This window comes from Polynucleobacter sp. HIN11, from assembly GCF_030297675.1.
Taxonomy (GTDB): domain Bacteria; phylum Pseudomonadota; class Gammaproteobacteria; order Burkholderiales; family Burkholderiaceae; genus Polynucleobacter.
In genome coordinates this window covers 1-22,432 of sequence record NZ_AP028142.1, presented here as the reverse complement: position 1 = coordinate 22,432, position 22,432 = coordinate 1, and the positions used below count along the sequence as shown (strand labels likewise).

Sequence of the window (22,432 nt, the reverse complement as noted above, 5' to 3'; positions counted from 1 at the left end):
GATCAAATTCTTGGTTAGTGTCGTTAAAATATTCTAATGAATATTCCAAACGATCTTTTGTTTGCACAAACCCATGAATGGGTAAGGCATGGTGATGACGGTCAATATTGGGTTGGCATTAGTAATCATGCTCAAGAGGCCTTGGGGGATATTCTTTTTCTAAAGCTTCCTGAACCTGGGTCTTCATTGAAACAGGGTCAGGCTTGCGCTACGATTGAATCGCTCAAAGCAGCAAGCGATATTCATGCGCCAATTAGTGGGATCATTAGCGAAATTAATGTAGCGGCAGTAGAAAAACCAGAAAGCATCAACACCCAACCCTATGATGTTTGGCTTTTCAAAATTCAGACAAAAGATGAGGCGCTGTCTGTTAACGAGCTTGCGTTATTACAAAGCCCCGATCAATACGAGACTGGCGTTAGTGGCTAAATAAATAGCGGGTCGCGCTCAATTGACCAGCGCACTTTGCCCACTTTTGAAATTCGTCCGACTGACTGTTGCCGCAAATAATGCTCAAGCTCATTAAGCAGGGCTTGGAGCGGTGCCCGTTGACGCGACTCAATTAATAATTGTGAACGCTCCCATCCTCCTAGGCGAGCGATGGATTTCGGAACTGGATCAAAGACGGTGATTCCGGTTTGTAAATGAGCGGTTTTCTGCAAAAATTGTTTTGCATGATTTAGCCATGTCAATACTTCTTTCTTCTGCTTTGCTTCCGCATGCACTAACGCTTGATAACTAAATGGCGGCAGACCTGCCTCTTGACGAGCAGCCATTAAATGCTCCATGAATCCAGCTAGATCGAATGTTTTTATATATTGATACACGGGATCATCGGGATATCGAGTTTCAATCAATATCTGGGTGGACTCACCACTAAAACGCCCAGCCCGCCCAGCCACCTGAACAAGTTGAGCAAATAAATGTTCTGGCGCCATATAGTCATTGGAATACAACCTTGCATCGGCATCCAGAACACAAACTAGGCCGATATTTTGATAATCGTGCCCCTTCGCAAGCATTTGTGTACCAACAATAATTTGTGCTGAACCAGCATGTATCTCTTGAAACAGCGCCTCGGTCTTTTTGCTCGTGCGTGCAGTATCGGCGTCAACGCGTAGTACCGTTGCTTGTGGGAACAGTGCTTGTAATTGATCCTCGACTTTTTGGGTTCCCCTCCCGAGCGGCTGCAAATCAACATCACCACACCTTGGGCATCCTTGTGGAACAACTTTCATCAGGCCGCAATGATGGCAGCACAACATAGGCTTTTTAAAGTGCCCTAACTGTCGATGCATCACCATATAACTGGAACACTGGTCACACTCACTTAACCAATTACACGATGAACAACTAAGAACGGGCGCCAATCCCCGCCGGTTGATCAATATTAGACTCTGTCGACCTTTGTGAAGATTCTGTTCAAGCGCCCTGATCATTAAAGGACTGATGGTGATTGAACGCGAGGACTTACTAGGGGCTACCAGCTCGACATTGGGCATTTGAAAACCCCCGGCTCGATTGGTCAATTGAATTTCCTGATACCGACCTTCTTTTACTGCCTGCCAGGTTTGCGAGGAGGGGGTTGCTGAAACTAAAACAATTGGCAGGCGTTCGTTTTTAGCACGCCACACGGCTAAGTCGCGCGCTGAATAGGCCATACCTTCTTGCTGCTTAAAGGAGCTGTCATTTTCCTCATCGACCACAATCCCTACCAATTTTGGTAGGGGGGTCATAATCGATAGTCGCGTACCCAATACGATGCGGGCAAGCCCCGTCATTGCAAGGTACCAAGCAATGCCACGCTGCTTCTCCGTTAATCCACTGTGAAGAACGGCCAGAATCTCTTGGGGGAAATATTCTTGAATCCGCCTTTGTAATTGCGGAGTTAGATTAATTTCGGGCAGCATGATTAAAACTTGAGCCGCGGGGTCTTGCTTGAGCAAAGTTTCGATAAACGTAAGGTAAACGGCTGTTTTGCCACTACCGGTCACCCCGTTGAGAAGGAATGTATTAAATGTCCCCTGCTGATGGCCGTTTAGGATCTGAATTGCTTGTCTTTGATCATCATTGAGCTCCTCAAGAGAGAGTTTTTTCTCCTTGGCTTTTGATTCGGTTGCGTCCTTTGTTTTGAGATTTAAATAATCAAGTGGCTTATTCCAGTTGCTGGCAGTGCGCCACCATTTCGGTATCGCTGACACAATTGTTTCGCCAAGCCCATGAAGATAATATTGGGAAGCAAAATGCGCTAATTCCATCAAGCGATTATCGATCGGGTTTAGGGGCGCAATCTGAAGTACTTTCTTTAATTTTGAATCATTTAAATGAGAGTAAGTAGTTACTTCAATAACTATACCTGGTAGATTTGTTCGTCCAAAGGGAACCTCAACCAACATCCCGACCTGGGGTATGGCGCGAAGCGTTTCTTTATCCCATAGGTAATCAAAGGCCTCCGGAAGAGGCCGATCGACAACAACTTTAACGATGATTGGCGCTGATTGATTCAATAAAGTAGTGTATTGATTAGTCTGTGGATAACTTTGTGGACAACCGCTACTTAGGCTAATAAATAACAAGAGTGATAGCGGGCCCTAACTTTCTTATATCCATTGAAAATTAAAAAATATTTAACCAAATCAATAGCTTATAGGATAAAGTCAAACTATGATCTGCGGTATATTGATAATCTCCATGAAATCCAATAGACCGACACTATTTGTGCATAAGTCTACCCCTAAACCTACTGAAGCAAAGGGATAAAACGGGTTAATTAAGCCTTACGTAGATATTCTGAATACTCGATAACGGTCTTGGCCAGTACAGTTACGCTATCTGGATTTGTGAACTGAGAGATTCCGTGCCCCAAATTGAAAATGTGTGCATCAAGGGGGTGGAGGTCCGCCTTCAAAGCGGGAGCCTTGTTGAGGCCATCCAAGATTTTCTTGGCCTGAGCCTCAATTTGTTCCGGGTTAGCAAATAAAGCGAGCGGGTCAAGATTGCCTTGAAGCGCAATGGACTTATTTTTTTCGACTAAGCGAGCTCTTGCCTTGGCGACCGACATTGTCCAATCGAGCCCAATCACATCAGCTCCAGATTCTGCCATGTCATCGAGCCACAGACCGCCGCCCTTAGTAAAAATAATGATTGGCACCTTTTGCCCATTTAATTCCTGAGGAAGCTGGTCAATCACCTTACGCATACTTGCCAATGAGATTTCTTGGTACCAACCATCAGGCAATAACCCACCCCAAGTATCAAAAATCATGAGCGCCTGAGCGCCTGAGCGTAATTGTTCCGTCAAATATGCAGCTACCGATTGAACGTTAATGTCGAGAATGTGCTTGAGCAAATCCGGGCGATTAAACATCATGGTCTTTGCATGTCGAAAATCATCCGAACCTGAGCCATCTATCATGTAACAAGCTAAGGTCCATGGACTGCCCGAGAATCCAATTAGCGGAACGCGCTGCTTGCCGTCTTGGATCAACGATTTCCTAATTTGGGCCACCGCATCAAACACATATTGCAGTTGATGAAGGTCTGCAGGCCTTAAATTTTTAACAGCCTCCTCCGTGCGCAAGGGGTGAGTAAAGCTTGGGCCTTCGCCCGCAGCAAACTGGAGGCCCAAACCCATCGCATCAGGGATGGTCAAAATATCAGAAAACAAAATGGCCGCATCTAAGGGATAGCGGTCTAATGGCTGTAAAGTAACCTCTGTTGCATACGCAGGATTTTTAGCAAGGCCCAAAAAACTACCAGCCTTTGCACGCGTTGCATTGTATTCAGGTAGATACCGACCTGCCTGACGCATGAGCCACAAAGGGGTGCGGTCTGTTTTTTGACCCAAACAGGCCCGAAGGAAGCGATCGTTTGCTAACAATTGAGCTTACTTCTTACGACGCAAGCGCGCAATTGCAGCCAATTGAGCTGCGGCCATTGCAAATTCAGACTGGGCGTAGGCAATATCAAAATCACCGGCACGATTTTGCATGGCTTCTTCAGCACGCCTTTTTGCCTCAAGCGCCTTAGCCTCATCCAGATCATGGCCACGGATTGCGGTATCAGCCAAAACCGTAACGCAATCTGGCTGAACCTCTAAATAACCGCCGGCAACAAAGACAAACTCTTCATCGCCATCCGCCTTTTCAATTCGCACCGAACCAGGCCGAATGCGAGTAATTAAAGGGGTGTGGCCATGCAGAATTCCAAGCTCACCTGATTCGCCTGGAAGGGCTACAAATTTAGCCTCGCCACTAAAAATTGACTGCTCTGCACTCACGACATCAACATGAATGGTTGCCATTAGAGTTTCTTCGCTTTCTCAATGGCCTCATCAATTGAACCAACCATATAAAAGGCCTGCTCTGGCAAATGGTCAAGTTCACCACTAACAATCATCTTAAAGCCACGAATTGTCTCTTTTAGTGGAACGTATTTTCCAGGTGAGCCGGTGAAAACTTCAGCAACGTGGAAAGGCTGGGACAAGAAACGCTGAATCTTACGAGCACGGGCAACAGCTAACTTATCTTCGGGAGAGAGCTCGTCCATACCCAAAATCGCAATGATGTCTCGCAATTCTTTATAACGTTGCAAGGTCATTTGCACACCGCGCGCAACTTCATAATGCTCAGCTCCCACCACCTGCGGGTCAAGCTGTCGGCTTGTTGAGTCCAAAGGATCAACCGCCGGATAAATACCCAAAGCTGCGATGTCACGGGATAACACGACCGTGGAATCCAAGTGCAAGAAGGTAGTGGCTGGCGATGGATCGGTTAAGTCGTCAGCTGGAACATAAACGGCCTGAATCGACGTAATCGAGCCTGTTTTAGTTGAGGTGATTCGCTCTTGGAGCTTTCCCATCTCTTCAGCCAAGGTGGGCTGATATCCCACAGCGGATGGCATTCGGCCTAATAGAGCGGATACTTCGGTACCCGCAAGGGTATAGCGGTAAATATTGTCAACGAAGAACAGAATGTCACGGCCTTCGTCACGGAATGCTTCAGCCATTGTCAGGCCTGTTAAAGCGACACGCAAACGGTTGCCTGGGGGCTCGTTCATCTGACCAAAAACCATGGCCACCTTATCGATCACGTTTGACTCTTTCATTTCATGATAGAAGTCGTTACCTTCACGAGTGCGCTCACCGACTCCCGCAAACACCGACAAACCGGAGTGTTGTTTTGCAATGTTGTTGATGAGCTCCATCATGTTCACGGTTTTTCCAACGCCCGCGCCACCGAAGAGTCCGACCTTACCACCTTTAGCAAATGGGCAGACGAGGTCAATCACCTTAATACCGGTTTCAAGCAAATCCACCGATGGCGATAACTCATCAAACTTTGGTGCGGATTGATGAATGGAGCGCCGCTCTTGGGTCGCAATTGGACCGGCGTCATCGATCGGACGACCTAATACATCCATGATGCGGCCCAAGGTTGCGGGGCCAACTGGTACAGAAATTCCCGCGCCGGTCGCCTTCACCTCCATGCCCCGACGTAGGCCGTCACTAGCGCCCATCGCAATCGCGCGAACCACGCCGTCGCCAATTTGCTGTTGAACTTCAAAGGTCAATCCTTTTTCGGCAAATGAAGCCTCATCGCTTTCGACCAAAGTTAATGCGTCATAGATATTGGGCATCTTATCTCGGGGGAACTGAATATCCACCACCGCACCAATACACTGAACAATATTTCCGATGCTCATCACATTTCTCCGCTATTTAATCTTTAAAAATCTTTACTTAAACCGCCGCCGCTCCGCCGACGATCTCGGAAAGCTCCTTGGTAATCGCTGCTTGACGGGTTTTGTTATAAATCAGCTGCAATTCACCGATCACATTCTTTGCGTTATCAGACGCGGCTTTCATGGCCACCATCCTCGCTGACTGCTCTGACGCCATATTCTCTGCGACCGCCTGATAAATCAACGCCTCAATGTAGCGCTTCAAAAGGCCATTCAATACTGATTCCGCATCAGGCTCATAGATGTAATCCCAACCATGACCTGTATTTGCTTCTTGGCTTAAGTCGTCAGACTCAAGCGGCAAAAGCTTTTCTAAGACTGGCTCTTGTTTCATGGTGTTGATAAATCGGGTATAGGCCAAATACACCGCATCCACCTCGCCGCGCTCAAATGCATCAAGCTGTGCAGCGATTGCACCGATTAAGCTATCCATATGCGGGGTGTCGCCCAACAAAATAGATTGAGATAAAAGCTTAGCCTTGGTTCGGTTTAAAAATTGCAAGCCCTTTGAACCAATTGCAGTGAACTCAACAGAAATATTCTTCTCGCCAAAGTCCCGCATCTGATTCGTGACCAAACGAAGGACGTTGGTATTTAAACCGCCACACAATCCCTTATCAGTGCTTACTAAAATCAGGCCCACCTTCTTAATCTCACGCACAGCCATATACACCGGACGGTATTCTGGATTTGCTTTTGATAGATTGGCGGTGATTGCCCGAATTTTTTCAGAGTAAGGTCTTGCTGAGCGCATGCGCTCTTGAGCACGCCGCATCTTGGAAGCGGCGACCATTTCCATCGCTTTAGTGATCTTGCGCGTATTCTGAACGCTCTTGATCTTGGTGCGTATTTCTTTTGTGCCGGCCATGATTGCCTATCTTAAAAAGTGCCAGCGCGTTTAAAGTCTTCAATGGCAGAGCGAAGAGCAGCCTCATCGTCTTTACTCAAATCTTTGGTGTCCTCAATGCGGCCAACCAAATCAGCGTATTTTGACTTTAAATGCTCGTGCAGACCCTTTTCGAATGGCAGAACCTGTTTAATCTCTAAGTCGTCAAAAAAGCCATTGTTCACTGCATATAAGGAGGCGGCCATTTGCCATACTTGCATGGGCAAGTACTGGGGCTGCTTTAGCAATTCAGTAACTCGACGACCGCGCTCTAATTGCTTACGGGTTGCTTCGTCAAGATCGGATGCAAATTGGGCAAAAGCTGCTAATTCACGATATTGGGCAAGGTCTGTACGAATACCGCCCGATAATTTTTTAATCACTTTGGTTTGTGCCGCACCACCTACGCGCGATACTGAAATACCGGCATTAATTGCTGGACGAATACCTGCATTAAACAAATCAGTTTCTAGGAAGATCTGACCGTCCGTAATCGAAATCACATTGGTTGGCACGAAAGCCGATACGTCGCCAGCTTGGGTCTCAATCACCGGCAAAGCGGTTAAAGATCCCGTTTTTCCTTTAACGGCGCCGTTCGTGAATTTCTCCACATAATCTGCGTTCACGCGGGCAGCGCGCTCTAACAAGCGGGAGTGTAAATAGAAAACATCGCCAGGATATGCTTCGCGACCTGGGGGACGACGTAACAAAAGAGAAATTTGACGATAAGCAACCGCCTGCTTCGTTAAATCGTCATAAATAATCAGCGCATCCTCACCGCGATCACGGAAATACTCGCCCATCGTGCAGCCGGCATAAGCCGATAAATACTGCATCGCTGGGGACTCTGACGCGCTTGCCGCAACCACGATGGTGTATTCCATCGCACCAAGCTCGGTCAACTTGCGAACCACGTTTGCAATTGTCGACGCCTTCTGACCGATCGCAACATAAATACAGAAAACACCCTTACCCTTTTGATTGATGATGGCATCGACAGCAACGGCGGTTTTACCAGTTTGACGATCGCCAATAATGAGCTCGCGTTGACCGCGACCAATTGGCACCATCGCATCAATCGCCTTTAGGCCAGTTTGCACCGGCTGACTAACCGATTGACGTGCAATCACGCCGGGAGCAACTTTTTCAATAAAGTCAGTCAGCTTAGTATTGACGGGGCCCTTGCCGTCGATAGGCTGGCCGAGAGCATTAACAACTCGACCGAGGAGCTCTGGTCCAACGGGAACCTCAAGAATGCGGCCAGTACATTTAACGGCATCGCCTTCTTTAATATGAGTGTATTCACCCAATACCACGGCACCGACGGAATCGCGCTCTAGGTTTAATGCCAAACCAATGGTGCCACCAGGAAACTCAAGCATCTCACCTTGCATGACTCCAGATAAACCATAAATACGGCAAATACCGTCGGTTACCGAAATCACGGTACCCTCGTTACGAATCTTTGAATCAACGCCTAATTCGTTAATTCGGCTTTTGATCAGTTCGCTGATCTCGGAAGGGTTTAGTTGCATCAATTACTCCTAGATATAAATCGAATATTCTTAATAAATCCCTGCGTTAAGCAATCAACCGATCGTGCATATGGCTAAGCTGCGCTCTCACGGAGCCATCCAACACCTCGTCGCCCACTTGGACACGAACGCCGCCAATTAAATTAGGATTGATTACCACCGTTGGGCGCAATTCTTTTCCACCAAAACGTTTTTTTAGGGCAGAGAGCAAATCATTTAGTGCGGCGCCCTCGAGAGGAAAGGCCGAGGTAATGAGAGCTTCTGCGGCACCCTCGCTTTTGTTCTTCATCGCCGAAAACTGCTTCGCAATCTCGGGCAAGACGATGAGGCGATGATTATTCGCTAAAAGCTTAATAAAAGAGCTAATTGACTCATCGGGTTTTGATTTAAGAAAACCTAAAACTAGCTTAGCAAGCTCGTCAGCACCTAATTTTGGGTTGCTAACAAGCGTTAGAAGCTCGTTGTTTTCTAAATATCTAGCAAGCTCATTGAGCTGCTTTTCCCATGATGACAAATCATTTGGCTTGGCGCTTGCAAACAAGGCCTCAGCGTAAGGGCGGGCAATGGTGGCAATATCAGCCATTTATAGTTCTGCCTTTAGTTGGTCAAGCAATGCAGCATGCGCTTTAGGATCGACCTCGCGTCGTAAAATTTGCTCTGCACCTCTGACAGCTAAGCTGGCGACCTGATTGCGTAACTCGTCACGAGCCTTACCGACCTGTTGCTCCGCGTCAGCCTTAGCCTGGGCAATAATCCTAGCTGCTTCCGCCTGGGCATTCGCCTTAATTTCTTCCGCCGCTAACTGAGCGCGCTTTTCAGCTTCTGCAACACGCTGAATACTTTCTTGACGAGCAGAGCTCATAGCCTCTTCTGCCTTTTTCGTCGCATTCTCAAGATCTAATTTTCCCCGCTCAGCGGCGGCAAGACCTTCTGCCACTTTAGCGGCTCGCTCATCAAGCGCCTTCACCAATGGGGGCCACACAAAACGAGCCACGACCCACCATAAAACGAAGAAAACGATCATTTGCGCGAATAGAGTCGCGTTTAAATTCACGATATTCCTTTCAAAACTTGTTGCAGTAATGGGTCATCGACCCACAACTAAATTACTTAATAACAGCAAGCAATGGATTGGCAAATGCGAACAACATCGCAACACCAACACCGATCAGGAAGGCCGCGTCGATCAAGCCGGCCAATAAAAACATTTTGGTTTGTAATGGCTCCATGAGCTCAGGCTGGCGAGCACAAGCTTCAATATATTTTCCACCCATTAGGGCGATACCCAAACAGGCTCCGATTGCGCCTAGGCCAATAATGATGCCGATTGCAATGGCGGTTAATCCTTGAATGTTGGCGAGAAATTCTTGCATGTTGCTAACTCCTAAGTTTAAGTGTGTAAAAAATAAAAATTAATGATGGCTATGCGCCTGACCAATGTAGACCAATGTCAACATCATAAAAATAAAGGCCTGCAAAAGGATGACCAAAATATGAAAAATGGCCCAAGCAGATCCTGCAATCACATGCCCAACCAAGCCAAAAACACTGAGGTCAAGACTAAAGGTCCAGATGCTACCGAGCAATGCGATTAACAAGAACAGGAGCTCACCTGCATACATATTGCCAAAAAGTCGCATCCCAAGAGAAACGCCCTTGGCAACAAATTCAATCATGTTAAGAACGAGATTAAATGGGGCTAAATACCACTTCGCACCAAAGGGGGCTGAAATCAATTCGTGAAGGAAGCCGCCAACGCCCTTGATCTTAAAACTGTAGAAAAAAACCAACAAAATAACAGCAAAGGACATTCCCAAGGTTGCGTTCAAATCCGTAGTGGGTACTAATTTGTGATGCGGCACGTGCACGCCAAAATTTTCTAAGAAGTGGTTAAATCCAACCACCCAATCCACCGGCACCAAATCGAGCGCATTTAACAAAATAATCCAGCAAAAAACGAGCAAAGCCAAAGGTGCAATATAGCTACGGTCTCCATGAACAATGGTTTTTGATTGCGTCTCAACCATGTCGACCATCATCTCTACAAATGCCTGAAAGCGCCCTGGAACACCAGAGGTTGCGCGTCGAGCAGCAATCAATAAAAAAGTGACCACAATCAGGCCCATCAAAATCGACCAAAACAAGGTGTCAAGATTAATAACACTAAAGTCAACGACGGAGCTCTGCGCACCACCGATATTGTTTAAATTCTGTAAATGCTCGGCAATATATGCGGTCGGGGTTAGAGGCTCTGTTGATGCCCCGTGTGCTGCGCTAGCCATTTCTAGATCATTCCTTCTCTACGCCAATTAAAGCTGCTCACCGCAACACCCACGCCAACCAATAGCTCATTAGCGTAAGCACGTATGTGACCAGCAACGGTAACCACTGCAGGTTGGGAATAACAAGTGCTACCCCCAAAAACAAACCGATTGTTAGGGCGATCTTCATCAGTTCGCCAGACACAATCGCCGACAACATTCTTCCAGGGCTTGGGTTTTTCATGCTTCGCGACATTCGAACGCGCAGAGCAAATACCAGTACCGGAAAAAATCCGATAAACCCACCCCAAAAAGCCGAATAAGTATAAAGGGTTCGCCCCTCCATCGGATCTGCAAATATTGACCAAAAAAGGACGCAAATACCGGTCATTAGCAGCTGAATACGCACAACTAGCCACGGCGAAATCGTTGCAAATGCCTTTTTATTGTTGCCAAAAAGGGCTTTTGCCTCGTCTCGACTGAGAGTTCGATACACATCTACTTCTTGATCGTCCTCTTCCCAAGACCGGGATTGCATTGATTGATCTTTTTTGGGAATCAATTAAGCCTCAAGATTTTAGTATTTACCCTAGTGAAGGTCAATTGTTTTAGACACTTTTATTAAGAATGATCCTTAATTCCCAGTTTTTTTATTAGCGAATCAAGCTCATCAAAGTGGCTAAAGTAAAAGCGTAACTCTCCGCCCCTTTTATTGGTCTTAAAAACAGCCTCTAGCCCAACTAAATCAGCCAGAGCTTGGGCAAGGCGTTTGTAATCTTGGTCTTGGCTGATTAAGTGCTTCTTTTTTCCCTTTGTGGGGGTATTTCGGGATAAATCGCCCGCAGCCAGAGCCACCGAACTCGCCAATCGCTCTGCCTCACGAACTGAAAGGCCTTGGGCAACAATTTTTTGGGCCAAGGCAACTTGGCTTGCGCCCGGCAGGGACAAGAGCGCCCTTGCATGGCCCATATCCAAATCACCAGATAAAAGCATCGCTTGAACCGCTCCGGAGAGTTGCGATAGGCGAAGCAGGTTAGTAATGGCGCTTCTCGATTTACCAACGGCTTTTGCGGCCTGCTCATGAGTAAAGCTGAATTCATGAATCAGACGAGATAGTCCTCGCGACTCTTCTAGGGGATTTAAATCCTCCCGCTGCATGTTCTCAATGAGGGCAATCGCAGCTGCGGCCTGGTCGTCGACCTCTAAGATTCGTACGGGCACCTCATTAAGACCCGCTAGTTTTGCAGCTCGAAATCGTCGTTCACCCGCAATAATTTCGTAGCGACCACCTTCAATTTCACGAACCAAGAGGGGCTGCATCACACCGCGCTCTCGAATACTGTCAGCCAATTCTTTTAGTGGCTCATCAGCCATAATGGTTCGAGGCTGATATTTACCCGCCTGCAAACGCTGCAGTACTAGCGACTGCAGTGCCTTGTCGGCAACAGGGTCCGCATCGCCCGCCTTGCTACTAGCACTCAATAACGCGTCAAGGCCGCGCCCCAATCCCTTTTTCTTATTCACACCCATTGTTCACCTACATCGTTTTAATTCGTTGAACCATTTCACCCGCAAACTCAATATAGGCCTGAGCGCCTCGAGATGATTTGTCAAAAATTACGCCCGGCAAGCCAAATGAAGGGGCCTCGGCTAAGCGCACATTACGAGGAATAATGGTCTTAAACACCTTGTCGCCAAAATGTGAATTGAGCTGCTCTGAAACCTGTTGCTGTAAGGTAACCCGGGTATCAAACATAACCCTTAGAAGCCCAATGATTTTCAAGTCTGGGTTTAAGTTGGCATGAACTTGTTTAATGGTATTAACCAAATCAGAAAGTCCCTCTAGAGCAAAGTATTCACACTGCATGGGGACCACTACGCCATTAGCTGCGCATAAACCATTTAGGGTCAACAAAGACAGCGCGGGAGGGCAATCAATCAATATGAAATCGTATTGATCAGCAACCTCATTTAATGCGTTTTTTAGTCTTGCCTCCCGACCCTCCAAATCAACCAATTCAACCTCGGCTCCGGCCAATTCGCGATTTGCAGGCAAAACACTGTAACCAGATTCTTTTGCGAACTGAATTGCTTCGCTTGCGGAAGCCATTCCGATCAGCACGTGATAAACGCCGCTTGTGATCGTCGACTTATCAATTCCTGAGCCCATGGTGGCATTTCCTTGGGGGTCCAAATCCACCAAAAGCACGCGCTGTCTCTGGGCAACCAGTCCGGCAGCCAGATTAACTGCGGTAGTTGTTTTTCCAACCCCGCCCTTTTGATTTGCGATGCAAAAAGTTTTAGCCATAGTAACTATTGTTGGTACTGAAAAACCAAGAGTCGGCGATCAAGAGTTTGCCCGGGCAAGGATAATTCACACTCCTCAAGTAGCGTCCAGTCTTTGCTCGATACCTCAGAAATTTCCTCTTCGCTTTGTTGACTCTTCATCGCAAATACAAACCCCGATGATTTTAATAAAGGGGCTGAAAGGTCTAGCAGTTTATGAAGACGCGTAAATGCTCTTGCAGTAATGGCATCAAAAAATGCCCGGTGGGTCTTGGCCACATTTTCAACACGACTTGCCATAATTTGAAGATGACCTAGGCCCAAACCGCCACGAACATGCTGTAAAAATGCGGCCTTTTTCTTGCTTGACTCAATCAAACTAAAAAACCATGTGGGCTGAAGGATTGCCAGCGGAATGCCCGGCAAGCCGCCCCCCGACCCCAAGTCAGCAATTTGAATCGGCGCCCCACTGGTCCGCGAGTGAGCCTGTAAATATCGCCGCAATATCGGCAAAACAACAATTGAATCAATAAGATGCAAATGAAATGCGGCCTCAGTCTCATCAATAGCGGTGAGGTTATGGACCCGATTCCAGCGTAGCAGCTCGCCTAAAAAATATTGCATTGCAGCAGCCTCCTCCGGGGAAAGGCCGGCCGCCTTTAGGCCCTCACCAACCTCAGGGCTCATGACACTATTTGGGTTTTGCCAATACCCTTTTTTAAGTGGACCAAAAGCAAGGATATGGCGGCCGGCGTTACCCCTGAAATTCGCGATGCCTGGCCTAAGGTTTCCGGTTGATGCAAATTCAGCTTTTGCCAAACCTCAACTGACAGGCCCTTAACCAAGGAATAGTCCAGGTCCCCAGGCAAACGAAGTGTTTCGTAATGCTCATGTCGCTCGATTTCAACGCGTTGGCGCTCAATATAGCCCTCGTATTTAATGGAAACCTCTACCTGATCAAAAACCTGGCGCCCCAAATGAGGGTCTTCAAGGCTTGGGGAGTCCTGCACAAAAACCGGATCAACTTTCATTAACGAGCGGTAATCAACCTCGGGTCGTCTTAAGATCTCTGCCAAGCTACACTCATGCGCCAAGGCTTGACCAAGAAATGCCTCCAGTTGTTGAGCGGTGTGATGCTTTGGCCCAACCCGGAAGGAGCGTAAGCGCGATGTTTCACGTGAAACATGCTCCTGCTTTCGTTGAAAAAACTCCCACTGCTCATCACCCACCAGACCAAGGCCTCGTCCAATTTCGGTAAGCCGCGTATCGGCATTATCCTCCCGCAAACTCAAACGATATTCGGCGCGGCTAGTGAACATGCGATAGGGCTCTTGCACGCCCCTTGTAATTAAATCGTCAACTAAAACACCAATGTATGACTCGCTTCTCTTGGGCAGCCAGGGCTCCTGGTCTTGTGCTGAAAGGCTTGCATTAATACCCGCCAGCAGGCCCTGGGCCGCAGCCTCCTCATACCCAGTTGTTCCATTAATCTGCCCGGCAAAATATAGGCCATTAATCGCCTTGGTTTCTAGGCTATGCTTTAGCTGCCGCGGATCGAAATAGTCATACTCAATGGCATATCCTGGGCGGACGATATCAGCACTCTCAAGCCCACGAATGCTGTGAACCAGAGCCATTTGAACATCAAATGGCAAGCTCGTTGAAATTCCGTTCGGATAAAACTCGTTGGTTGTTAAGCCCTCTGGCTCTAAGAAGATTTGGTGGCTCTCTTTAGCAGCAAAGCGATGGATTTTGTCTTCAATCGAAGGGCAATAGCGCGGGCCAACCCCCTCAATGACCCCCGTATACATCGGCGAACGGTCCAATCCGGAACGAATAATGTCGTGCGTTTGGCTATTAGTATGGGTTATCCAACAGGGCACCTGGGGCGGGTGCTGTTCGGGTCTGCCCATAAACGAAAAACATGGAATAGGATCTAAGTCTCCGGCCTGCTCCTGCATTACTGAGAAATTAATGGTCCTACCATCAATGCGGGGTGGAGTTCCGGTTTTTAAGCGCCCCTGCGGTAATTTCAGCTCTTTTAGACGAGCGGAAAGGGTGGTTGCAGCAGGATCTCCAGCCCGGCCACCACTATGGTTCATTAGGCCGATATGAATTTTTCCATCCAGAAAAGTGCCCGCGGTTAATACAACACTTTTTCCTTCAAACTCAAGGCCGCTTTGGGTTCTAACCCCACGAACCCGATCTCCAACCACAATCAAATCATCAACGGCCGCCTGAAATAGGGTCAAGTTTGCCTGGTTCTCGAGGCGCCGACGAATCGCAGCCTTATATAGAATTCGATCGCCCTGAGCCCGGGTTGCCCGAACCGCTGGGCCCTTGCTTGAGTTCAAGATCCGAAATTGAATGCCAGCCTCATCGGTTGCGACCGCCATGGCTCCGCCCAAGGCATCAATCTCTCTTACTAGATGACCCTTGCCAATACCCCCGATTGAAGGGTTACAGCTCATTGCCCCAAGTGTTTCGATGCTGTGGGTAATTAATAAGGTGTTTGATCCTCTCCGAGCAGACGCAAGTGCGGCTTCGGTTCCTGCATGACCGCCGCCGACCACAATCACATCAAATTTCTTGAAATAAAACATGGATTTGCCCAATTAGGGCGTTGATCATAGCATTTTTACTGTTTCACGTGAAACAATCCGGTGGCCGGGGATACAAAAAAATTTAAGTTGTTGATTTAATTGGAAAAAAATGCTGAGTAGGTCGATCGAGCGATAAGGGCTAACACCACAATTAAGAATATTTTCCGAACAAATTGGCTGCCATGCGCAATCGCCAACATGCTTCCCACCTGACTGCCAAGAATATTGGCCACCATGAGGCTCAAGCCGAGGGGCCAATCAATGAAACCAAGACTTGTAAGCATGATGATCGTGGCCAGATTAGTGGTGACATTAACTAATTTGGTCGCGGCAGATGCGTGCAGAAAGTCAAAGTAAAAGATTCGGACAAAAGCGAACAGAAAAAAACTTCCGGTTGCTGGGCCAAAAAATCCGTCATAAAACCCGATGACCAAGCCCATCGCCACCGCCTTAGGAGCCTCGTAGCGACCTATTTTGTGGGCGGGGCGATTCTCAAGACCCATGTTCGGGGCAAACCAGGTGTAGGCCAACAAAATCGCCAACATAAATGGCAAAGCCTTTCGAAGAGGCTCAGGCGGAAATACACTTACCGCCAGAGCGCCCAAAAGCGCCCCGATAAAACCGGCAACGATGGCTGGGCCCAAGATATTCCAAGGTAACTTTGCATGACGCAAATAGCGCCTTGCTGCGTTGATAGTTCCGCCAATCGAGGAAACCTTATTGGCGCTCAGAAGCGTTGCTGGATGAGTGTCTGGGTAGGCAGCAAATAAAGCTGGCACCTGTATTAATCCTCCACCACCAGCAATTGCATCAACAAAACCCGAAGCAAACGCAGCCACTAAAAGCAAAAGCCATAAATATGAACTGAAATCAACTACGGTTTCCATGGCTTGGCTTAAGAAATTGCCAATTATTTAGTCTGCGACTTCCAGGCCACAAACTTGGCAAACGATTCTTTACTAAGCTCGTCGAGCATATCAAGCGGAATTCGTTGTGCGCCCTGGATAATCATGAGTGCATAAGGCTTTGCTAACGCACTAGCCTCTTTAGACAAAATCAGTTCATCGCCGCGAGAGGGTGACTGGGAGCGCCAATAATTAATGGCGGCCTCTATCTCTTGAATGGAAACGAAGAGCATGTCGACAACCGATCAATCGATGTCGAGCATCGTGCCTCGGCACTTTTTATGGCCACAATAACAGGCATATTCCTTCAGTAACTTTTTGGTTGGCTTTTCGTCTAAATTTAAGGAATAGTCATAGAAAAGCTCTTCGCCGGGAAGAAGCTTGCGTTTTGCAAAAATAAATACTCGCCCCTCGCCGTCGACCGAGATTTCGTCTGCCTTGCAATTTGGTTTACAGGAGTGGTTAATCCAGCGCGCCGCATTACCGCCAACATTCGCATCAATGACCCGACCGTCTTCCAAAGAAAAATAAAAAGTGTGGTTCGGTTGTTCTGGATCATGTGGATGGCGACGCAGAGCCTCCTTCCAGCTAATCCGCTCCCCAATGTATTCAATAATTGCCGAGCCCTTTGGAATTTCTTTTTTTACAAAAACCCCGCGACCGTGGATTTTCGAGTTTTTAACGGCAATGGATGATTTGGCCACGGTTTTCGGGGCTTTGTTATTTTTCATGAGGCTAGATATCTAAATTGCGTGCGATTAAAGCATTCTTTTCAATAAAAGCACGTCGAGGATCAACCTCATCACCCATTAAAGTTGTAAACACCTGATCGGCCATGATGGCGTCTTCGATTTGTACGCGCAACAGTCTTCTGGTGCTTGCGTCCATTGTGGTTTCCCAGAGCTGCTGGGGATTCATTTCACCCAAGCCTTTATACCGTTGGCGACTAATCGAGCGCTCGGCCTCGGAGAGAAGCCACTCAAACGCTCCGCGGAAATCAGCAATCACACTCTCTTTGTTAGATTTCTCGGGATCTCCGCGCCGCACGCGGCTGCCCGGGGGAACCTTCCCGGCAAGCGATAGGGCGGCATTCATTAGGCTTTGATAATCATCGCTTGCCACAAAGTCAGAACTAATCACCGAGATTTTTAAATTACCATGGACTCGTTTAGATAACAGCAGTCGATAGCGCTCGGTTCTCTCTTCCTTTTGAACCACAATATCGGTGGGAATCGATAAGAGATTTGCGTTTTGTGAGAATGCCTCTTGTAGGCGACGGGCTGAATCGTTGGCTAGGGCTTCTGTATCAAAATTGAGGGTTACGCCCGCGGCAACCGCTCTGAGGGCATCTTCGTCCATCGTTCTTGATAATCGGTCAACCACTGCTTGAATATTTTGATAGTGTTTTGCAAGATCCTCTAGCTCTTGGCCAACGATCTTCTCACCTGTTGGGGTCTCAATAGAGGCTTGCTCAAGCGCAACCCTAAACAACAATTGATTTAATTCAGCATCATCTTTAATGTACTGCTCGCTCTTACCAAACTTCACTTTATAAAGAGGGGGCTGAGCTATATAAACATGTCCGCGCTCAATTAGTTCTGGCATTTGGCGGTAAAAGAAAGTTAGGAGCAGGGTGCGGATATGGCTGCCATCTACATCGGCGTCGGTCATGATAATGATGCGGTGATAGCGCAATTTATCGGCTTTGTATTCTTCGGCACCAATGCCGGTGCCCAAAACCGTAATTAAGGTAACCACCTCTTGGCTTCCTAGCATCTTGTCAAAACGCGCTTTTTCCACATTTAGAATCTTGCCCTTTAGCGGTAAGATTGCTTGGAACTTTCGATCGCGCCCCTGTTTGGCCGAGCCGCCGGCAGAGTCCCCCTCGACAATAAACAACTCCGATTTGGCGGGGTCCTTTTCTTGGCAATCGGCAAGCTTGCCCGGTAGACCAATGCCGTCGAGCGCCCCTTTGCGACGGGTCATCTCACGAGCCTTACGTGCAGCCTCGCGCGCCTTTGCGGCATCCACAATTTTGCCGCACAGGATTTTTGCATCCTGTGGTTTTTCGGCTAAATATTCTGCAAGTGCCTGGGCTACTACCTCCTCGACAGGACCCCGGACCTCACTTGACACCAACTTATCTTTGGTTTGGCTTGAAAACTTAGGTTCCGGAACCTTCACTGAAAGAACGCATGTAAGGCCCTCGCGCATATCATCGCCAGAAATCTCGACCTTTGCTTTTTTCGCAATCTCATTTTCATCGATATATTTATTGATGACACGAGTCATTGCCGCGCGTAGCCCCGTTAGATGTGTGCCGCCATCGCGCTGAGGAATGTTGTTGGTAAAACATAAAACTTGTTCGTTGTATCCATCATTCCACTGCATCGCAACCTCAACGGTGATTTGGCCACCCAAATCCGATGGGCGCTCAGCAAGCGCATGGAAAATGTTTGGGTGCAAAACAGTTTTGGTTTGGTTGATGTACTCAACAAAGCCCCGCACACCGCCAGAAAAAGCAAAGTCCTCTTCTTGGCCGCTACGCTGATCAACAAGACGAATATGAACGCCGTTATTTAAGAACGAAAGTTCGCGTATTCGTTTTACAAGAATTTCATAGTGATACTCAATGTTGCCAAAAATCTCTTCATCTGCAAGAAAGTGAACCTCTGTGCCTCGAAGATCCGTTTCACCTGTTATTGAAATTGGGGAAACCTCAACCCCGTTTTCTGTTTGGATGTTCCGGTTTTGAACAACGCCGCGTGCAAACTCCATGTGATGAATCTTGCCGTCACGTCGAATGGTTAAGCGCAGCCATTTTGAAAGGGCGTTTACACAACTAACTCCAACGCCATGAAGCCCACCTGAGACCTTATAGGAATTCTGATCAAATTTGCCGCCCGCATGAAGTTCTGTCATTACGATTTCTGCGGCGCTACGTTTTGGCTCATGCTTATCATCAAACTTAATGCCAGTTGGAACACCTCGGCCATTGTCGATAATTGAAATAGAGTTGTCGGTGTGAATCACAACCGAAATTTCGGTACAGTACCCTGCTAGAGCTTCATCAATCGAATTGTCAAGAACCTCAAATACTAGGTGATGTAAGCCAGTACCATCGGAGGTATCACCAATGTACATCCCCGGACGCTTACGAACCGCCTCCAAGCCCTCTAATATCTGGATCGAAGAGGCGCCATATTGCTCGTTAGTTTGATTTTCTAAAGACATGAATTTTCTTCTTTGAACTTATTGGGCATCAAAACTTAAATGCGCATTGGCATTACAACGTATTTAAACGCCTCTGATCCGGGTAATGTAATAACAGCACTACTGTTAGCATCACCAAGACTAATTTGAATTTCTTCGTTTTTAATATTAGCTAAGACATCAAGAAGATAGCTAACGTTAAACCCAATCTCAACGGCGTCGCCAGCATAATTGGTTTCAATTTCCTCTTGGGCCTCTTCTTGCTCCGCGTTTGTAGACTGTATCGTAATTTTGTTAGTTGTTAGTGAAAAGCGAACACCTTTAAACTTTTCGGTTGTCAAAATAGCCGCCCGCTGCAACGCTGCCTGCAAAACTTCACGATTTACAGAAAGTGTATTTTTGTGCCCCTTTGGAATTACTCTCTGATAGTCTGGAAACTTACCCTCGACCAACTTCGAGATTAATTCGATATCACCAAAAGTGAATTTGATTTGATTATTGCTAATACTAATGTCAACCGCCTCGTCTGTATCCTGCAACAAATGTTGACACTCTAAAATCGTTTTACGAGGAATAATAATTTCTTGTTTTTGACCATTTCCTGTGGGGCTCGCATCAAGCTCGGTGTGGCTATAAGCAAGACGATGACCATCGGTTGCAACCGCAATCACATCCTTGCCATCCACAACTAAAAGCATACCGTTTAAGTAATAGCGTATATCTTGTTGAGCCATTGCGAAATACACTTGACTGATGAGTTGACGGAATTTTATTTGACTCATCCCCCAGCTTGCCTGAGCTTCAGAGTGGGTTTGCATGACAGGAAATTCGGAGGCGGCTAAGGTTTGAAGAGAAAACCGGCTCTTACCGCTTTGCACCACCATTTTGTTATCTTTAAGATTAAGGTTTACAGGGCCCTCTGGTAGTGCTCGCAAAATATCTAAAATTTTTCGAGCGCCAACTGTTGTGGTGACATCATCATCACCAACTCCAAAATTTGCCTTAGTCGTAATTTGTATTTCGATATCGGTAGAAACAAACGAGACCGAAGACCCTGTCTTTTTAAAAAGTAAATTCGCCAAAATTGCTAAGGTATGACGGCGCTCAACAATACCACTAACCACCTGTAATGGTTTTAGCAATTCATCTCGGGTAGCGTTGATTAGTTGCATTGTTTTTAAATTCCTTTTTATATTTATATCGTAGTAATAATAAGACCGATTTTTTCTGTTGATAAGTTAAATTTTATAGTGAAATCAGGCTCTTTTTGAGAAAAATTGGTGTGGATAAGTTCGGTATAAGGTATGGATAAAATGTGAACAGGGTTTGGTTCAAAAAAGACAAACTGCTTATTCACAAACTTATCAATCACCTATTAACAGGGTTATCCCATTTGCCTTCCACAGGCTTATCCACAGGCTAGTTTTTCAAACTCTGCTCAAGGACATGCAGTTCGTGGTTAAGGTGAGAGTCGTGTTGGCGCTCCTCAGCAATTTTGCGAACCGCATGCAAAACCGTAGTATGGTCTCTGCCGCCAAAAAGTTCACCAATTTCAGGCAGACTTTTTTGGGTTAGCTCCTTGGCAATAAACATCGCGATTTGCCTGGGTCGGGCAATATTGGCGGGCCGCTTTTTGGAGTACATGTCGGCAACCTTGATGTTATAGAAGCTGGCAACCACTTTTTGGATACTTTCAACCGAAATTTGACGGTTCTGAATTGATAAAAGATCCTTAAGGGCGCTGCGGGCCACCTCAATATTGACTTCTTTGCCATGAAAATGAACGTAAGCCAAAATTTTTCTTAGTGCCCCCTCAAGCTCCCGAATGTTGGAGCGTAGGTGTTTAGCAACAAAAAATGCAACATCCTCACCCATTGGAATGCCTTCGGCTGCGGCTTTCTTCATCAAAATTGCTACTCGCATTTCAAGTTCTGGGGGTTCAATAGCGACAGTTAGTCCGGAATCAAAACGAGAAATCAACCGCTCATCGATGCCCTCCATTTCTTTTGGATAGGTATCGCTAGTAATAATGACCTGTGCCCCATTGCTAATGAGGGCTTCAAAGGCATAAAAGAACTCCTCTTGGGTGCGCGACTTGCCACCAAAAAACTGAATGTCATCAATTAACAAAAGGTCTAAGGAGTGGTAATAGCGCTTAAACCGATCAAACGCCTTTTGTTGATATGCTCTAACGACATCTGACACATACTGTTCGGCGTGTATGTACCGAATTTTGGCATCGGGCTTTTCTTTTAGAAGATGGTTGCCAATTGCGTGGATTAAATGGGTTTTTCCTAAACCAACGCCGCCATACAAAAACATTGGGTTATAAGATGCCCCAGGATTGTGGGCAACCTGAATGGAGGCTGCGCGAGCTAGTTGATTTGCTTTGCCAGTAACAAAGCTCTCAAAGGTTAGACCAGGATTCAGCTTGGAGTGTTCGCGGTCAGCAAGCGCGGCACCAAGGTTGGTTTCCGAAGCCTCATCAGGCTCAGCCCCCAAACCCTCAGCAATTAATGTGGGCCCTGTCGATACGGCGGTGCCAGCGGCGCCCTCAGTTAAACCTTCGGGGCGAAAGCCGGGACCAGGTATTTTGGTGATGTTTTTTGATGGATCGGCACCGAGCGTAAATTGAAGGTTAATCGGCCCCCCAAAATAAGAAGAGGCGATTTCATGGAGCCTTATAGAAAAGGTCCGTTTGATCCAGTCAAGCTTAAAGGGGTTGGGCGCGCCAATTAATAGTAACCGCTCACTTTCGTCGTAACCCTTTATTTTAAGAGGTTGAATCCAGGTTTTGAATTGTTGTGGCGAGAGCTCTTTGGCCAGGGTTTCCAGAGCTAAATCCCAAAAACCTAAGGGATTTGGGTGCATAAGAAGGGGGGGTAGATCGGGTTTGCTCATACGAAATTAGTTATCGATTGTAGCCAGTGTTAAAAGTTATCCACAAGCAAAAGTACAGGGGATAAGCTGTGGATAAGTTGTGTGTAAACAGAGTTTCTCT

The 22,432-nt window shown here is 47.0% G+C and carries 22 protein-coding genes; 1 reads left to right on the top strand and 21 read right to left on the bottom strand.

The features are described from left to right. Window positions 1-36: 36 nt before the first annotated feature. The gene (gcvH, locus tag QUE60_RS00110; RefSeq protein WP_286223759.1) at window positions 37-429 is read left to right on the top strand and encodes a glycine cleavage system protein GcvH; all 393 of its coding nucleotides are present in this window, start codon (window positions 37-39) and stop codon (window positions 427-429) included. Here gcvH and priA read toward each other — a convergent pair. The 21 genes from priA to dnaA all read right to left on the bottom strand — a co-directional run bounded on the left by priA (window position 426) and on the right by dnaA (window position 22,302). Continuing rightward, window positions 426-2,507 carry a replication restart helicase PriA gene (gene priA, locus QUE60_RS00105; RefSeq protein WP_286226826.1) on the bottom strand — a complete coding sequence of 694 codons (2,082 nt, stop codon included), beginning with the start codon at window positions 2,505-2,507 and terminating at the stop codon, window positions 426-428. The two genes, gcvH and priA, sit on opposite strands and share 4 nt — an antisense overlap. 263 nt (window positions 2,508-2,770) lie before the next feature. Further along, window positions 2,771-3,880: a uroporphyrinogen decarboxylase gene (hemE, locus tag QUE60_RS00100; protein WP_286223757.1), complete on the bottom strand. Its 1,110-nt coding sequence runs from the start codon at window positions 3,878-3,880 to the stop codon at window positions 2,771-2,773. A 6-nt stretch (window positions 3,881-3,886) separates the two neighbouring features. Next, the gene (locus QUE60_RS00095) at window positions 3,887-4,303 is read right to left on the bottom strand and encodes a F0F1 ATP synthase subunit epsilon (RefSeq protein ID WP_108507563.1); all 417 of its coding nucleotides are present in this window, start codon (window positions 4,301-4,303) and stop codon (window positions 3,887-3,889) included. Further along, a complete protein-coding gene (gene atpD / locus QUE60_RS00090) occupies window positions 4,303-5,703 on the bottom strand; it encodes a F0F1 ATP synthase subunit beta (RefSeq protein WP_286223756.1) in 1,401 nt (466 codons plus the stop codon). The genes QUE60_RS00095 and atpD overlap by 1 nt, the downstream gene beginning before the upstream one ends. Before the next feature lie 37 nt (window positions 5,704-5,740). After that, window positions 5,741-6,610, bottom strand: a complete 870-nt coding sequence (gene atpG, locus QUE60_RS00085; RefSeq protein WP_286226825.1) for a F0F1 ATP synthase subunit gamma — start codon at window positions 6,608-6,610, stop codon at window positions 5,741-5,743. An 11-nt stretch (window positions 6,611-6,621) separates the two neighbouring features. After that, window positions 6,622-8,163 carry a F0F1 ATP synthase subunit alpha gene (gene atpA, locus QUE60_RS00080; RefSeq protein ID WP_286223754.1) on the bottom strand — a complete coding sequence of 514 codons (1,542 nt, stop codon included), beginning with the start codon at window positions 8,161-8,163 and terminating at the stop codon, window positions 6,622-6,624. A gap of 46 nt (window positions 8,164-8,209) precedes the next feature. Further along, window positions 8,210-8,746, bottom strand: a complete 537-nt coding sequence (locus tag QUE60_RS00075; protein ID WP_286223753.1) for a F0F1 ATP synthase subunit delta — start codon at window positions 8,744-8,746, stop codon at window positions 8,210-8,212. After that, window positions 8,747-9,217, bottom strand: a complete 471-nt coding sequence (locus QUE60_RS00070) for a F0F1 ATP synthase subunit B (protein ID WP_108507558.1) — start codon at window positions 9,215-9,217, stop codon at window positions 8,747-8,749. Between the two features lie 52 nt (window positions 9,218-9,269). After that, on the bottom strand, window positions 9,270-9,536 hold the full coding sequence (atpE, locus tag QUE60_RS00065) for a F0F1 ATP synthase subunit C (RefSeq protein ID WP_286223751.1): 267 nt from the start codon (window positions 9,534-9,536) through the stop codon (window positions 9,270-9,272). A gap of 39 nt (window positions 9,537-9,575) precedes the next feature. Continuing rightward, entirely contained in the window at window positions 9,576-10,445 is an 870-nt protein-coding gene (atpB, locus tag QUE60_RS00060; RefSeq protein ID WP_286223750.1) for a F0F1 ATP synthase subunit A, read from the bottom strand. A 37-nt stretch (window positions 10,446-10,482) separates the two neighbouring features. Next, on the bottom strand, window positions 10,483-10,962 hold the full coding sequence (locus QUE60_RS00055; RefSeq protein WP_286226824.1) for an ATP synthase subunit I: 480 nt from the start codon (window positions 10,960-10,962) through the stop codon (window positions 10,483-10,485). 83 nt (window positions 10,963-11,045) lie between these two features. Next, window positions 11,046-11,954, bottom strand: a complete 909-nt coding sequence (locus QUE60_RS00050) for a ParB/RepB/Spo0J family partition protein (protein WP_286226823.1) — start codon at window positions 11,952-11,954, stop codon at window positions 11,046-11,048. A gap of 7 nt (window positions 11,955-11,961) precedes the next feature. After that, window positions 11,962-12,732: a ParA family protein gene (locus tag QUE60_RS00045; RefSeq protein WP_286223747.1), complete on the bottom strand. Its 771-nt coding sequence runs from the start codon at window positions 12,730-12,732 to the stop codon at window positions 11,962-11,964. Between the two features lie 5 nt (window positions 12,733-12,737). Beyond that, the gene (rsmG, locus tag QUE60_RS00040) at window positions 12,738-13,397 is read right to left on the bottom strand and encodes a 16S rRNA (guanine(527)-N(7))-methyltransferase RsmG (RefSeq protein WP_286223746.1); all 660 of its coding nucleotides are present in this window, start codon (window positions 13,395-13,397) and stop codon (window positions 12,738-12,740) included. After that, complete coding sequence (mnmG, locus tag QUE60_RS00035) at window positions 13,394-15,313, bottom strand: tRNA uridine-5-carboxymethylaminomethyl(34) synthesis enzyme MnmG (protein WP_286225416.1); 1,920 nt, start codon at window positions 15,311-15,313, stop codon at window positions 13,394-13,396. The genes rsmG and mnmG overlap by 4 nt, the downstream gene beginning before the upstream one ends. A 95-nt stretch (window positions 15,314-15,408) precedes the next feature. Beyond that, window positions 15,409-16,200, bottom strand: a complete 792-nt coding sequence (locus QUE60_RS00030) for a sulfite exporter TauE/SafE family protein (protein WP_286223744.1) — start codon at window positions 16,198-16,200, stop codon at window positions 15,409-15,411. 23 nt (window positions 16,201-16,223) lie between these two features. Then, entirely contained in the window at window positions 16,224-16,451 is a 228-nt protein-coding gene (locus tag QUE60_RS00025; RefSeq protein ID WP_286226822.1) for a DUF3717 domain-containing protein, read from the bottom strand. 12 nt (window positions 16,452-16,463) lie between these two features. Further along, window positions 16,464-16,922 (bottom strand): SET domain-containing protein, encoded by a 459-nt coding sequence (locus QUE60_RS00020; protein WP_286227518.1) that lies wholly within the window; start codon window positions 16,920-16,922, stop codon window positions 16,464-16,466. Between the two features lie 31 nt (window positions 16,923-16,953). After that, complete coding sequence (gyrB, locus tag QUE60_RS00015) at window positions 16,954-19,452, bottom strand: DNA topoisomerase (ATP-hydrolyzing) subunit B (RefSeq protein ID WP_286226821.1); 2,499 nt, start codon at window positions 19,450-19,452, stop codon at window positions 16,954-16,956. Window positions 19,453-19,487: 35 nt separating this feature from the next. Beyond that, complete coding sequence (gene dnaN, locus QUE60_RS00010) at window positions 19,488-20,603, bottom strand: DNA polymerase III subunit beta (protein WP_286226820.1); 1,116 nt, start codon at window positions 20,601-20,603, stop codon at window positions 19,488-19,490. 247 nt (window positions 20,604-20,850) lie between these two features. Then, entirely contained in the window at window positions 20,851-22,302 is a 1,452-nt protein-coding gene (dnaA, locus tag QUE60_RS00005; RefSeq protein ID WP_286226819.1) for a chromosomal replication initiator protein DnaA, read from the bottom strand. Window positions 22,303-22,432 lie beyond the last annotated feature (130 nt).